Raw genomic sequence first — 12,741 nt, 5'->3', positions numbered from 1 at the left:
AGCGCCGCCGGGGTATTACGACACCGGTACTTTTTGCGCCCGGTAGCTGCTGGGCGAGCAGCCGACCTGGCGGCTAAAAAAGCGCGCAAAATAGGCAGGGTCTTTAAACCCCAGCTGCCAGGCAATCTCATTGACCGCGCTATCGGAAAACAGCAGCAGCCGCTTCGCCTCGCGCAGCTGGCGGTCGAATATCAGCCGCTTCGGCGAACGGTTGGCGAAGCGGCGGCAGATATCGGTCAGCCGCGATTCGGTCAGATGCAGCTCCCTGGCGTAATCCGGTACCGTCCAGTGCTGATGAAAGTGGCTGTCGATCATCTGGTTAAAGCGCTGGAATAATTTCAGCTCGCCGCGCATCCCGCTGGCGGCATGATCGTCGAGCCTGGCGTTGCGCAGCAGCAGGGTAAATACCGCCTGCGCCAGCAGCGCCAGGGTATGCTCGCGCCCCGGCAGCTGAGCGGTAGATTCACGGCGAATCAGCTGCCAGTAGTGCGCCAGCGCCGCCAGCTCGTCGGGTTTATCCGCCAGCGACAGACAGATCCCCGGCAGGCCGAAGGTCTCCCGCGTGCCGGGATAAAGCACCTCCAGCAGCGGCCAGATGAGTTCTTCGTGCACCGTCAACACGTGACCATCGCTATCGGACTCGGTAATAAACGCGTGCGGCACCGAGGGCGGCGTTAACACAAACAGCGGCGCCTGCACCGAATAGCGATGGTCATCAAGCTGCAGCTCAATCTGCCCGGTATCAAGGTAGTGCATCTGGAAATAACGGTCGTGACGATGCGCCTGCATGTCGCGGCCAAAAAAGGCCGCCATGCGGGAAAACGACTGATAGTGCACCTCTTCGGTGCCCAGGCTCTCGTCGTACTCTTTATTGATATCGATGTTGGCGATTGGGCTTTGGCACATAGCGGCTCCTTACGGTGTCGCGCGAGGGCGCGAGCCCTTCATCGGAATCGCCCAGATGATCACCGCGCCAATCACCAGCAGTGCGGCGACGAACCACAGCCCGCTGCTGAAGCTGCCGGTAATATCCTTCAGCCAGCCGATCATAAAGGGACTGAGCGCCGATCCGATATTGCCGGTGGCGTTGATCACCGCAATGCCGATTGCGCGGGCACGCAGACTGATGGACTGATCCGGCGTGGTCCAGAAGATGGCCATAGCGCTAAACGATCCGGTGGAGGCCATCACGATCCCGAGCAGCTGGATCAGGTTATGATCGGTGGCTGACGCCAGCAGCCAGCCCGCAGCGGCGAACAGGAACGGCAGGGCAGTGTGATGCTTCCGCTCCTGGTATTTATCGGAGTGGCGGCTCCAGTAGATCATCCCGAGAATGGTACAAATTTGCGGGATCGCCGCCAGCAGACCGATGGTGATATTGCTGCTGCTTTCGTTAAAACTTTTGAGGATCTGCGGCGTCCAGATGCTGATCGCGCTGAGCGTATTGGTCAGGCAGAAGTAGGCGAGGGTATACATCAACACGATCGGGGTGAACACTTCCCGCCACAGGCTGCGCTGCTGCATGGCGTGATGGCTGATGGCCCCTTCCGGCTGCACCAGAGTCAGGCGATCGTTATCCATCATCTCCTGCAGACATTTTTTGTCCTCCGCCGTCAGCCACCTGGCCTTCGACGGAGAATCATCCAGCCAGAACCAGACCATAATGCCGAGCAGCACCGACGGGAAGCCTTCCAGCAGGAACAGCCACTGCCAGCCGTGCAGGTTCAGCAGACCGTCGAGGGACAAGATATAGCCGGAGACGATCGACCCCAGCGCGGTGGTCACCGGCATCGCAATCATAAACAACGCGTTAGCGCGGGCGCGGAAAAATGCCGGGAACCAGTAGGTCAGGTACAGCAGGATACCCGGCAGGAAACCGGCCTCGGTGATCCCCACCAGCATGCGCAGAACATAGAGACTTTTTGGTCCGGTGGCGAACATGGTGGCGGTAGAGGCGATGCCCCACAGCACCATGATGGTAGCGATCCAGCGTCGTGCGCCGACGATGCTGAGCATCACGTTGCTGGGAATGCCAAAAATGACGTAAGTGGCGTAAAACAGGGTGGTGGCCAGGCCAAACATGGTGGCGTTGAGGCCCAGATCCTGCCCCATGGTTAATCCAGCAAAGCCGATATTGATCCGGTCTAAAAACGAAAAGATAAACAGGACTAATAAAAACACGATCAGACGGCGGAAGAGCTTGTTGATAACCGACTGCTGCTGCGCCGTCAGCTGTTTGTGCTGATTCGTCGGATCGAACTTTTCCGGGATGGCAGGTGATGTATCGCTCATTATTATTTTCCTCTAATGGGAATTTTGTAGGGTACTGCGGGTTGCCCGGTAGTGCTGCGCTTACCGGACCTGCGATTCGCTGCTGCTCCGGGCCGGATGAGCGTAGCGCCACCCGGCGTTAGTAGACGCCTGACGAACCCAGGTCGGTTTTTTCCGCGCCAAACCGCGCCGCCAGCGCTTCTGCGCCGCGGGCCAGCAGGGTGGTATCGACGCCGACGGCGACGAACAGCGCGCCCAGTTCGAGATAGCGTTTCGCCAGCTGTTCATTGGCCATCAGGATCCCCGGCGCCTTTCCGGCCTGGCGGATTTGCTGGATGGCATCTTCAATGGCGGCCTGCACTTCCGGGTGTTGTGGGTTGCCGCCGTGGCCCATATCGGCGCTGAGATCCGCCGGGCCGATAAACACGCCGTCCACCCCGTCGACATCGAGGATCTGCGGCAAATTTTTCAGCGCTTCGCGGGTCTCAATCTGTACCAGTACGCACATGGCGTCATTGGCCCGGTGGATATAATCCGGAATGCGATTCCAGCGTGAGGCGCGGGCCAGCGCGCTGCCGACGCCGCGAATGCCGGCTGGCGGATAGCGGGTGGCGCTTACCGCCAGCCGCGCTTCTTCGGCATTCTGCACCATCGGCACCAGCAGGCTTTGCGCGCCGACATCCAGCAGTTGTTTAATTTGTACCGGATCGTTCCACGACGGACGCACTACCGGCTGGCTGGGGTAGGGCGCAATGGCCTGCAACTGGGTCAGCACCGTTTGTACGTTGTTGGGCGCGTGTTCGCCGTCGATCAGCAGCCAGTCGAAGCCCGCGCCGGCCAGCAGTTCGGCGCTGTAGCTGCTGCACAGCCCAAGCCATAGGCCGATTTGCGGACGGCCGGCCTTGAGCGCCTCTTTAAATGCGTTGTTCATGTTGCTCTCCTCAAACAAAGCGGCAGCTGATGGCGCCCATGTTGCCGTAGTCGACGTGGAAGGTATCGCCCTTGCGCGCCGGGACCGGGCGGGTGAAGGAGCCGCCGAGGATAATCTGCCCGGCTTCGAGCTGGACATCGTATGGCGCCAGTTTGTTGGCCAGCCAGGCCACGCCGTTGGCCGGATGATTGAGTACGCCCGCGGCGACGCCGGTCTCTTCAATCACGCCGTTGCGATACAGCAGGGCGGAGATCCAGCGCAGGTCGAGCTCATCCGGTTTAATCGGCCGGCCGCCGAGGATCACCCCGGCGTTGGCGGCGTTATCGGAGATGGTGTCGAACACTTTGCGCGGACGCTGGGTTTCCGGGTCGATGTTGTGGCAACGCGCGTCGATAAGCTCCAGCGCCGGGATAACGTAGTCGGTGGCGTTGTAGACATCAAACAGCGTACAGTTCGGGCCGCGCAGCGGTTTGGCCAGCACGAAGGCCAGCTCGACTTCAATACGCGGCACGATAAAGCGGTCGGTGGGAATATCGCTGCCGTCGTGGAAGAACATATCGTCGAGCAGCGCGCCGTAGTCCGGCTCGCTGATCTGCGAGCTGGCCTGCATCGCTTTAGAGGTCAGGCCGATCTTGTGGCCTTTGAGCACGCGGCCTTCGGCGATCTTCATCTCGACCCACTCGCGCTGGACGGCGTAGGCGTCCTCAATGGTGATCGACGGATAATCCAGCGAGATCGCGCGGATCTGTTCACGCTGTTTTTCGGCCTGGTTCAGCCGCTGGGCAATCAGGGTGCGGGTCTGTTTATCGAGCATAGTGATTCCTGTGGCATTGTATTGCCGGATGGCGCTTCGCTTATCCGGCCTACAAATTCATGGCCGTTGTAGGCCCGGTAAGCGCAGCGCCACCGGGCAATTTGCACATTATTTAAATAACGCGTGCACGTTGTTCTGTTTGTAGTTCAGCGTCGGGTCGAGCTCTTCCATGGCGAACGACAGCGCCAGATAGCGGCTCTCCATTAGCGCAGCAAAATGGGCTTTGAGCAGCGCGAACAGCATATCTCCCACGTCCTGACGGCTCTCCAGACTGCGCCCGGCGCCGATCTTCAGGGTCATATGCACGAAGGCGTAATCCTGCTTGCCGTCGGCCATCTGCCAGGTATCCAGCCAGTGGGCGCGGCTGCGAATACCGCCGATCGGGAAGATACCGGTGGCGGCCAGCGCCTCGTTGACTTTGGCGAACAGGCCCGGTAAATCGGCCTGTTCACGGATATTGTCGGTACACTCGGCGATAAAATGCGGCATGGGGCCTCCTTACGCCTGCGCCGGCAGCGGGAACACGGCGTTAACCTGGCCGGTACCGGAGCTGGCGAATAGCTCGGTGATAAACTCCACCTTGCCGTCGTATTTATCCCAACCCAGCAGACCGAGCAGCATCACCGTGTCGTGCATGTTGCCTTCGCCGTAGCAGTAGTCGGCGTACTCCGGCAGCATGGTGCAGAACTCTTTGAATTTGCCCTCCCGCCACAGTTTCACCACGCGCTCATCCATCTGATGATCAAACTCGCGGGTGTAGCTGTTCATGCCCTCTTCGGCGCGCTGGTCATCGATAAAGCGGTGCGACAGCGAACCGCTGGCCAGCACCGCTACGGTGCCGTCATATTTCTCAATGGCTTTGAGGATCGCTTCGCCCAGCCTGCGGCTGTCGGCAAAGTCGTGAACGGTACAGAAAGCGGAGATAGATACCACTTTGAAATGCTTATCGCTGTTCATGTAGCGCATCGGCACCAGGGTGCCGTACTCCAGCTTCAGGCTCGGAATATTGTGTGCTTTGGCGCGTACGCCGAGCTTTACGGCCTCGTCGGCGATAAGCTGGCCCAGCTCCGGGTTGCCGTCGTAGTCGTAGGTCATGTCGCGAATAAAATGCGGCAGTTCGTTACTGGTGTAGACGCCCTGAAAATGGTCGGCGCAGTTGATGTGATAGGCGCTGTTGACCAGCCAGTGGGTGTCGAACACGATGATGGTATCGACGCCCATTTCACGGCAGCGCTTGCCAATTTCTTTATGCCCGTCGATCGCGCCCTGGCGGCAGCCGTGGTTTTTCCCCGGCAGCTCAGACAGATACATCGACGGCACGTGAGTGATTTTTGCTGCTAACGCTAACTTACCCATATCAGACTCCCCATTTCGGGATCGGATGGTCGCCCATCGAGATGCAGACGTTTTTCATTTCGGCGAACACTTCAAAGCTGTACTCGCCGCCTTCGCGGCCGGTGCCGGAGGCCTTCACGCCGCCGAACGGCTGACGCAGGTCGCGCACGTTCTGGGTGTTGACGAACACCATCCCGGCTTCAATACCGCGCGCCAGACGCAGCACTTTGCTGACGTCCTGGGTCCAGATATACGACGCCAGGCCGTATTCCACATCGTTCGCCAGGCGCAGCCCTTCCGCTTCGTCTTTGAACGGCAGCAGGCAGGCGACCGGGCCAAAAATCTCTTCCTGGGCGACGCGCATGCGGTTGTCGACATCCGCCAGTACCGTCGGGCGCAGGAAGTTGCCGGCTTTCAGATGCGCCGGCAGGTCGGACGGTTTATCCGCGCCGCCGGCCAGCAGGGTGGCGCCCTCTTCGATGCCGAGGCGAATGTAGCCGGACACTTTCTCCCAGTGCTGCTTGCTAATCAGCGCGCCGACCTGGGTATTCGGATCGGTCGGATCGCCCACGCGCAGGCGGTTGGCGCGCTCGGCGAAGCGCTTGACGAACTCCGGATAAATACTCTGCTGAATGAAAATGCGCGAACCGGCGGTGCAGCGTTCGCCGTTGATCGAGAAGATGGTGAACAGCGCGGCGTCGAGCGCGCGCTCAATATCGGCGTCTTCAAAAATCAGCACCGGCGATTTTCCGCCGAGCTCCATAGAGTACTTTTTCAGACCGGCGTTCTTCATGATGTTGCGGCCGGTGGCGGTGCCGCCGGTGAAGGAGACGGCGCGCACATCATGATGGCGCACCAGCGCGTCGCCGGCGGTGGCGCCATAGCCCTGCACCACGTTGAGCACGCCAGCCGGGATCCCGGCTTCCAGCGCCAGCTCGCCCAGACGATCGGCGGTCAGCGGCGACAGCTCGGACATTTTCAGCACCGCGGTATTCCCCAGCGCCAGGCACGGCGCCACCTTCCAGGTCGCGGTCATAAACGGCACGTTCCACGGCGACACCAGCGCGCACACGCCAACCGGCTGCACGAGGGTATAGTTAAGCATCTTGTCATCGACCGGATAGGTCTTGCCGTTCATCTGCTGGCACACTTCGGCGAAAAATTCGAAGTTATGCGACGCCCGCGGGATCAGCACGTTTTTGGTCTGGTGGATAGGCAGGCCGGTATCGGCGGTTTCCATCGCCGCGATCTCCGGGACGTTCTGATCGATCAGATCCCCCAGGCGGCGCATCAGGCGCGCGCGCTCTTTCATCGGCAGGTTAGCCCACTTCGGAAAGGCCTCTTTCGCCGCCGCTACCGCCTGGTGAACCTCGGCTTCGCCGCCAGAGGCGACTTCAGCCAGTACCTCGCCGGTGGCCGGGTTGGTGGTATGAAAATAGTCTGCGCCGGCAACGTTTTTACCGTTGATCCAATGGTTAATCTTTTTCATGACAGTGTCTCCTCATACGCTTGCTGGCTGATGATATGGTTGACCAGGCGGCCCACGCCCTCGACTTCAACGATCACCTCGTCGCCCGGCACCACATCGGATAGCCCTTTCGGCGTGCCGGTGGCGATCATGTCGCCCGGTTGCAGGGTCATAAATTCGCTTAAATAAGCGATGAGGAACGGGATGCTGAAGATCAGATCGGCGGTGGTGCCCTGCTGGCGCAGTTCGCCGTTGACCCAGGTACGCAGGGCCAGATTATGCGGATCCGGGATCGCCTCTTTGGCGACGATCCACGGGCCGATCGGCGTCAGGGTGTCGCGGCTTTTGACCCGCAGGTTCGGGCGGTAGTAGTTTTCCAGATAGTCGCGGATCGCGTAGTCGTTGCACACGGTATAGCCAGCGACATAGTCCATGGCCTCGGCTTCGCTGACGCGGCGCGCGGTTTTCCCGATCACCACCACCAGTTCGGCTTCGTAGTGCATGTATTCGACGTTATCCGGGCGTACCGACTGCTGCTGGTGGCCAATAAAGGTGTTCGGCGCTTTGATGAACACCAATGGCTCGGTTGGCGGTTTAAACTCCAGCTCGCTGGCGTGGTCGGCGTAGTTGAGCCCCAGCGCGAATAGCGTGCCGTCGGCGGGCGGCAGCCAGCGGAATTCGCCTTCTTTCAATACCGTGCCATCGTTCAGGCGCACCTGGTCGCGTTCATCGACCAGCACGTCGCGTACCTGTCCCTGCCATTCAATGCGTGCCTGTTTCATGCCAGCTCTCCTTCTGCGACAACCGGGTTTTCCAGCGCCGGGAATCCGTCGGCGAGAATACGTACGCGGTCGCCGGGGCGCAGCGTGACGCGAGAGTGGGGCGTGCCGATAAGGATCGCGTCGCCGGGATTGAGGGTGGCGAACTCGCTTAAGGCGCTCAGCAGCTGCGCGGCGTTACGCTGCAGATCGCCGGTATGCCAGCTATCCGCCTCGCGGCCGTTGATTTCGGTGATGATGGTCAGGTTATCGACGTTACGCACCGCCGACAGCGCGCCGACGGGGCAGAAGCCATCGCGGCATTTCGCCTTGATCGCCGGGCGATAAAAACTCTCTTCCGGCAGACTCACATCGTTAGCCAGCGCGTAGCCGGCGATATAGTTCGCTGCCTCTGCCGCCGCCACTTTACGCGCGGTTTTGCCGACAATCAGCGCCACCGTCGCGCCGCTTTGTACGGTCTCGCCCTGCGGATAGGGGATCGCCTCGCCGTCGCCAATCACGGTATTGCGCGGCTTGATAAACCAGACCGCGGTTTTCGGCGGCGTCTTGTAGGGGGCCTGTTGAAACGCTTCGCGCCAGGCGTCGAGCTGGCTGCGATGATTGAGCGCAACGGCGAAGATGGTACCTTTCATTCACCACTCCTCTGGTACTGATTTCGGATTTAAATGCATTTCATTAATATGTTAATGATCATCTTTTATGCTTTGCGGCCAGGTTTAGCAACTGGAAGTGAATGTTTTGTGATCTGATTAACACAATATTTACACATCAATAACTTATTGGTTTTTAATCAATGAGTTGACTGTTTTTCAGGAAGGGGCTGGTACTTTTCAGGTGCAGAAACCGGTTGTACATGGCAGGATTAAAGCTAATTATTAAGTTGTTAATAAGTTTTGGATGAGGCTGTAGAGGGGATACTATGCATGATTCATTAACCATTGCCTTGTTGCAGGCGCGTGAGGCGGCGATGGCCTACTTTCGGCCGATCGTCAAACGGCACAATCTCACCGAACAGCAGTGGCGGATCGTGCGAATTCTCGCCGAACGTCCGTCGATGGATTTTCACGATCTGGCCTTTCGCGCCTGCATCCTGCGCCCCAGCCTGACCGGGATTTTGACGCGCATGGAGCGGGATGGGCTGGTGCTGCGCTTAAAGCCGGTTAACGATCAGCGCAAGCTGTACGTCTCGCTGACGCCTGCCGGAACCGCGCTGTATGAAAGCGCTCAGGCCGAGGTGGAAGAAACCTATCGTCTGCTGGAGGCCCAGTTCACCACGGAAAAGCTGCAGCAACTGACCTCGCTGCTGGAGGAGTTTATTGCGCTTGGCGTCCCTGCCGGGCGCGGTGATGAAGAAGAGTAGCGGTTACGGCTCGGCGCTCGGTCGGGCGAGGGCAATAAGCGTTTCCGCGCGGGCGGGGGCCAGCGGTTCTCTTGGCTGCGGCAGCGGCCAGCCGTACAACCAGCGGGCGCTGGCGGCGCAGGTGCGCCCCTGACAGGCGCCCATTCCGCAGCGCTGGGTAAGTTTGGCCTGCGGCCAGCCTCCGGCGGCCGCCACATCGCCGCAGCGTACATCCTCGCAGCGGCACAGCAGGCTCTCCGGCGTTGCGGCGTCTTTCAAGGATTCCGTCAGCCGGAAGGTACGGTTGATTGCTTCGGCGAAACGCTGCCAGCGGGCGCGGCGGGTAAATAACGCCTGCGCTTGCTGGCTGGCCCCGGCGGCGGCATACCCGGCGATTTCGCCCTCCGCCAGCGCCAGCTCGCTACCGCCGAAACCGGTGCACTCGCCGGCGGCATAGATATCCGCGACGCTGGTCTGCTGCCAGCGGTTAACCTGGATCGCCTCCTGTGCCGTGGCGCAGCCAAACAGCAGCCCCGTCTCGATATTGGGTATCAGCCCGTAGCCGATAGCCAGCCGATCGCAGGCGATAGTCCGCTCGACGCCGCGCTGGCGAAGCGTAACGGCTTCCAGCCGCGTTGCGCCGTGAGCGCGGATCGTCTGCGCGCCGCTCAGATAGCCTTTCGGGGCCAGCGTCGCTAACTGGCGCAGCTTCTGCGGCCAGCGCCACAGCCCGCCGGCGAAGCGCAGCAGCGCCGGGAGCGGCGCTTGTTCAATGATATTCGTCACGTCGCCTCCAGCCTTGTTCACCGTATCCGCCACCGCCAGCAGTAGCGGACCGCTGCCGGCAATCACCACCTTTTCTCCTTTCAGCGACAGGCCCTGTTTGATTTGCGCCTGCAGGCCGCCCGCGCCGGTCACGCCGGGTAAGGTCCAGCCGGGAAAGGGCAGCGACAGCTCGCGCGCGCCGCAGCAGAGGATCAGTTTCTGCCAGCAAACCACGCCGCCGCCGTCGGCGGTTTCAAACAGCACGCTGTGCGCGGAGGGGCGGGCAATCAGCCGCGCGCCGTTCACTACCCGGATGGCGGCAGACGCGGCGATGGCGTCGCGGTAGCGCCGGGCCAGGGCGGGCTGCGTCGCCTGCGGACCGGCGCGCCAGATTTGTCCGCCAGGGGCGGGGTTATCGTCGAGAATAATCACCTGTTTATCGCAGGCGGCGGCGGAGAGCGCGGCCGCCATGCCGGCGGGGCCGGCGCCGAGGATTAAAATGTCACAGCGCAGCGTGTTCATCGTGGCTCCTTTCTATTTGCATACCGGCCCGGCACAGGGTCTGGCAGGCCAGCACCCGAAGGCCATCGACGGTGACCCGGCACTCCTGGCAGACGCCCATGCCGCAAAACGGCGCGCGGAGCTCGCCGTTAACCGCCTGGCGGGTGGTGGGGTCGCCGGTCAACGCCAGCGCCGCCGCCACGCTAATGCCTTCCGGCACCGTCAGCGCTTCGCCATCAATGGTGATAGTGAGCGTGGCCTTCATGCAATCGCCTCCTGTTGACACAAACGGGCCGGGAGCCAGGCGTCGGGCGCCAATGGGCAGCGTTCATCGAGGATCTGCGCCGCCAGCAGTTCAGCTGTGGCCGGAGCGGTGGTGACGCCCAGCCCTTCATGGCCCAGCGCCAGCCATACGCCACGGCGCGTGGGATGCGGGCCGATCAGCGGGTTGCCATCCTGCGAGGCGGCGCGCAGGCCGCTCCAGCAGCGGATGATATTCAACGTCGCCAGCGCCGGAACGAAATGGCGGGCGCGATCGAGCATCTGCGCCAGCAAGGGCAGATCCAACTCGCGCTCACGGTTATCAAACTGACGCGAAGAGCCAATCAGCAGCTGGCCGGTTGGCCGCGGCTGAAGGTTAAACGCCACCGAGGTGCCGCCGCCATGGGCGCTGGCGCCGTAACCCAGCTCAACCAGCTGGTGATGCACCCGCGGCCGGTAGCGATCGGTAATCGCCAGTTGGCCTTTTTTCGGTCGCAGCCAGTTTTCCGCTAACAGCGCGTTGGCTTCAAGTCCGCAGGCCACCACGATGGCCCGCGCCTGTAGCCGTTTGCCGCTGGCGAGCAGCACCTGCGGTTCGGTAATCGCCTGCGCGCTGTCGTGCAGGCAGGTAAGATGGTCTCCGGCATCGGCCATCAGCCAGCGGGCGACGTTTGGCGCGTAAAGGATGCCATCGCCTGGCACCCACAGGCCGCCCGCCAGCCCGCCGCGCAGCAGCGGTTCGCGCCCGGCGATCTGCTGCGGGGTCTGGCGTTCGCTGGGCACCTGATAGCTGGCCAGCCGCCGCAGTTTTTCGCCCGCGACGGCCATCTCTTCTTCGCTTTCCGCCAGCCACAGCGTGCCGCAGCCGCGCCAGGCGCAATTGTCGGGCATCCGTGGCGTGATAGCGCGCCAGCGTTCCAGCGACCATGCCGATAATGCAAGCTCGGCGGGGTCGTCATCCATGCACACCAGATGGCCCATACCTGCCGCCGTGGCGCCGGGCTGACCGTCGTCGATAAGCGTCACGCTCTGCCCCCGCTTCGCCAGCTGCCACGCGCAGGCGGCGCCGATGATCCCGGCGCCGATCACGATGACATCACACTGCTTCACGGCGCGATCCCCCAGCAGAAGGGATCGTCAGGGTTGAGGATCAACTGGTTGTCTCCACACACCCAGGCTTCGCCGCGGATCGTTGGGATGATGCCTTCCGCGGTGCGCTGGTAGCTGGCGGTAAACTGGCTGCCGATGATGCTGGCCTGACGCCAGATTTCCCCCGGCTGCAGCTTGCCATCCTGCGCCAGGCAGGCCAGCTTGGCGCTGGTGCCGGTACCGCACGGCGAGCGATCCCAGGCCTTTCCCGGACAGAGTACGAAGTTGCGGCTGTCGGCGGTATCGTCATCGGCGAAGAGTTCGATATGGTCGATAACGCCGCCGTCGTCGCCGCGGATCCCCGCGGCTTCCAGCCCCTCGCGCACTGCCCAGGCGTAGGCGGTGAGCTGTGGAATATGTTCGGGGGTAATGGCGAACGGGTGGTCGTTAATCAGGAAAAACCAGTTGCCGCCCCAGGCAATATCGCCGATGACGGGACCATGCGCGGTCTCAACGCGGATCTGTTTTTTCCAGCGGCGGGCCGGGACGTTTTGCACCGATACGCTGCCATCGTCGTGCAACGTAGCGCTTACGTCGCCGACCGGTGTTTCAATCAGATGTACGCCGGGCTGGATACGCCCAAGCCAGGCCAGCGAGGCGATAAGCCCGATTGTGCCGTGGCCGCACATATTCAGAAAACCGGCGTTGTTGAAGAAAATCACGCCAGCGGTAGCCGCTGCCGAGACCGGTTTGCACAGCAGCGCGCCGACCAGTACGTCATTGCCGCGCGGTTCGAGAATGGCCGCCTGACGCCAATGGTCGAAGTCGCGGGCGAAGCGGTCGCGGCGCTCCGCCATGCTGCCGCCGCCGAGGTCGGGGAATCCGTCAACGATCAGGCGGGTCGGTTCGCCGCCGGTATGTGAATCAATAGCTCTCAACGTAACAGGGGGGCGTGGCGCGGTCATCAGGCTCTCCGGAAGTTAACAACATGTTTCATCATGCTGGCGCAACCTTTCCCGACCTGCTTGAGCGCTTTCGTCAGAGAAAATGACGAAATCTGCACAGTCATGAGCGCGGTATATTTCTATTTCACATAGTTATTTCTTATTAATCATTTGCTTAATGCTGTGGTAAACCGAAAGTGACCATTGCGCCAGTGGCTAAATCAGGGGAAGGCGTAAAGCGGAT

General features: G+C 61.4%; 14 protein-coding genes and 1 pseudogene. 1 reads left to right on the top strand and 14 read right to left on the bottom strand.

Annotation, left to right across the window (positions count from 1 at the left end):
* Window positions 1–15 precede the first annotated feature (15 nt).
* The 10 genes and pseudogenes from hpaA to SP68_RS28645 form a co-directional block, all read right to left on the bottom strand.
* Window positions 16–906, bottom strand: a complete 891-nt coding sequence (gene hpaA / locus SP68_RS22385; RefSeq protein ID WP_012969005.1) for a 4-hydroxyphenylacetate catabolism regulatory protein HpaA — start codon at window positions 904–906, stop codon at window positions 16–18.
* A 9-nt stretch (window positions 907–915) separates the two neighbouring features.
* Window positions 916–2,292, bottom strand: a complete 1,377-nt coding sequence (gene hpaX / locus SP68_RS22380) for a 4-hydroxyphenylacetate permease (RefSeq protein ID WP_040972762.1) — start codon at window positions 2,290–2,292, stop codon at window positions 916–918.
* Between the two features lie 118 nt (window positions 2,293–2,410).
* Window positions 2,411–3,202, bottom strand: coding sequence for a 4-hydroxy-2-oxoheptanedioate aldolase (hpaI, locus tag SP68_RS22375; protein ID WP_040972764.1), 792 nt, complete (start codon window positions 3,200–3,202; stop codon window positions 2,411–2,413).
* Between the two features lie 10 nt (window positions 3,203–3,212).
* Complete coding sequence (gene hpaH, locus SP68_RS22370) at window positions 3,213–4,016, bottom strand: 2-oxo-hept-4-ene-1,7-dioate hydratase (protein ID WP_002887487.1); 804 nt, start codon at window positions 4,014–4,016, stop codon at window positions 3,213–3,215.
* A gap of 108 nt (window positions 4,017–4,124) precedes the next feature.
* Window positions 4,125–4,505 (bottom strand): 5-carboxymethyl-2-hydroxymuconate Delta-isomerase, encoded by a 381-nt coding sequence (locus tag SP68_RS22365; RefSeq protein WP_040972771.1) that lies wholly within the window; start codon window positions 4,503–4,505, stop codon window positions 4,125–4,127.
* 9 nt (window positions 4,506–4,514) lie between these two features.
* On the bottom strand, window positions 4,515–5,372 hold the full coding sequence (gene hpaD / locus SP68_RS22360; RefSeq protein ID WP_002887492.1) for a 3,4-dihydroxyphenylacetate 2,3-dioxygenase: 858 nt from the start codon (window positions 5,370–5,372) through the stop codon (window positions 4,515–4,517).
* A 1-nt stretch (window position 5,373) separates the two neighbouring features.
* Complete coding sequence (hpaE, locus tag SP68_RS22355; RefSeq protein ID WP_023297017.1) at window positions 5,374–6,840, bottom strand: 5-carboxymethyl-2-hydroxymuconate semialdehyde dehydrogenase; 1,467 nt, start codon at window positions 6,838–6,840, stop codon at window positions 5,374–5,376.
* A complete protein-coding gene (locus SP68_RS22350; RefSeq protein ID WP_008807571.1) occupies window positions 6,837–7,601 on the bottom strand; it encodes a fumarylacetoacetate hydrolase family protein in 765 nt (254 codons plus the stop codon). The genes hpaE and SP68_RS22350 overlap by 4 nt, the downstream gene beginning before the upstream one ends.
* Complete coding sequence (locus tag SP68_RS22345) at window positions 7,598–8,230, bottom strand: fumarylacetoacetate hydrolase family protein (protein ID WP_012969003.1); 633 nt, start codon at window positions 8,228–8,230, stop codon at window positions 7,598–7,600. The genes SP68_RS22350 and SP68_RS22345 overlap by 4 nt, the downstream gene beginning before the upstream one ends.
* A 58-nt stretch (window positions 8,231–8,288) precedes the next feature.
* A pseudogene (locus tag SP68_RS28645) lies at window positions 8,289–8,453 on the bottom strand (hypothetical protein).
* Between the two features lie 64 nt (window positions 8,454–8,517).
* Here SP68_RS28645 and hpaR point away from each other — a divergent pair.
* Window positions 8,518–8,958 (top strand): homoprotocatechuate degradation operon regulator HpaR, encoded by a 441-nt coding sequence (gene hpaR, locus SP68_RS22340; protein ID WP_002887503.1) that lies wholly within the window; start codon window positions 8,518–8,520, stop codon window positions 8,956–8,958.
* A 3-nt stretch (window positions 8,959–8,961) separates the two neighbouring features.
* On the opposite strand, the gene SP68_RS22335 is transcribed toward hpaR, so the two are convergent.
* The 4 genes from SP68_RS22335 to SP68_RS22320 are packed head-to-tail and all read right to left on the bottom strand — an operon-like array spanning window position 8,962 to window position 12,518.
* The gene (locus SP68_RS22335) at window positions 8,962–10,224 is read right to left on the bottom strand and encodes an FAD-dependent oxidoreductase (protein WP_023322029.1); all 1,263 of its coding nucleotides are present in this window, start codon (window positions 10,222–10,224) and stop codon (window positions 8,962–8,964) included.
* A complete protein-coding gene (locus SP68_RS22330) occupies window positions 10,205–10,468 on the bottom strand; it encodes a (2Fe-2S)-binding protein (RefSeq protein WP_023322030.1) in 264 nt (87 codons plus the stop codon). The genes SP68_RS22335 and SP68_RS22330 overlap by 20 nt, the downstream gene beginning before the upstream one ends.
* On the bottom strand, window positions 10,465–11,574 hold the full coding sequence (locus SP68_RS22325; RefSeq protein ID WP_040972776.1) for an NAD(P)/FAD-dependent oxidoreductase: 1,110 nt from the start codon (window positions 11,572–11,574) through the stop codon (window positions 10,465–10,467). The genes SP68_RS22330 and SP68_RS22325 overlap by 4 nt, the downstream gene beginning before the upstream one ends.
* Entirely contained in the window at window positions 11,571–12,518 is a 948-nt protein-coding gene (locus SP68_RS22320; RefSeq protein ID WP_040972778.1) for a 4-hydroxyproline epimerase, read from the bottom strand. The genes SP68_RS22325 and SP68_RS22320 overlap by 4 nt, the downstream gene beginning before the upstream one ends.
* Between the last annotated feature and the right edge of the window lie 223 nt (window positions 12,519–12,741).

It is taken from the genome of Klebsiella variicola, assembly GCF_000828055.2.
Classification (GTDB): domain Bacteria; phylum Pseudomonadota; class Gammaproteobacteria; order Enterobacterales; family Enterobacteriaceae; genus Klebsiella; species Klebsiella variicola.
This window is presented reverse-complemented; position numbering and strand designations above follow the sequence as displayed.

Excerpts from the sequence above, each read along its gene's own strand:
- hpaA (WP_012969005.1), bottom strand. The coding sequence starts at position 906 with ATGTGCCAAAGCCCAATCGCCAACATCGATATCAATAAAGAGTACGAC.
- hpaX (WP_040972762.1), bottom strand. The coding sequence starts at position 2,292 with ATGAGCGATACATCACCTGCCATCCCGGAAAAGTTCGATCCGACGAAT.
- hpaI (WP_040972764.1), bottom strand. The coding sequence starts at position 3,202 with ATGAACAACGCATTTAAAGAGGCGCTCAAGGCCGGCCGTCCGCAAATC.
- hpaH (WP_002887487.1), bottom strand. The coding sequence starts at position 4,016 with ATGCTCGATAAACAGACCCGCACCCTGATTGCCCAGCGGCTGAACCAG.
- SP68_RS22365 (WP_040972771.1), bottom strand. The coding sequence starts at position 4,505 with ATGCCGCATTTTATCGCCGAGTGTACCGACAATATCCGTGAACAGGCC.
- hpaD (WP_002887492.1), bottom strand. The coding sequence starts at position 5,372 with ATGGGTAAGTTAGCGTTAGCAGCAAAAATCACTCACGTGCCGTCGATG.
- hpaE (WP_023297017.1), bottom strand. The coding sequence starts at position 6,840 with ATGAAAAAGATTAACCATTGGATCAACGGTAAAAACGTTGCCGGCGCA.
- SP68_RS22350 (WP_008807571.1), bottom strand. The coding sequence starts at position 7,601 with ATGAAACAGGCACGCATTGAATGGCAGGGACAGGTACGCGACGTGCTG.
- SP68_RS22345 (WP_012969003.1), bottom strand. The coding sequence starts at position 8,230 with ATGAAAGGTACCATCTTCGCCGTTGCGCTCAATCATCGCAGCCAGCTC.
- hpaR (WP_002887503.1), top strand. The coding sequence starts at position 8,518 with ATGCATGATTCATTAACCATTGCCTTGTTGCAGGCGCGTGAGGCGGCG.
- SP68_RS22335 (WP_023322029.1), bottom strand. The coding sequence starts at position 10,224 with ATGAACACGCTGCGCTGTGACATTTTAATCCTCGGCGCCGGCCCCGCC.
- SP68_RS22330 (WP_023322030.1), bottom strand. The coding sequence starts at position 10,468 with ATGAAGGCCACGCTCACTATCACCATTGATGGCGAAGCGCTGACGGTG.
- SP68_RS22320 (WP_040972778.1), bottom strand. The coding sequence starts at position 12,518 with ATGACCGCGCCACGCCCCCCTGTTACGTTGAGAGCTATTGATTCACAT.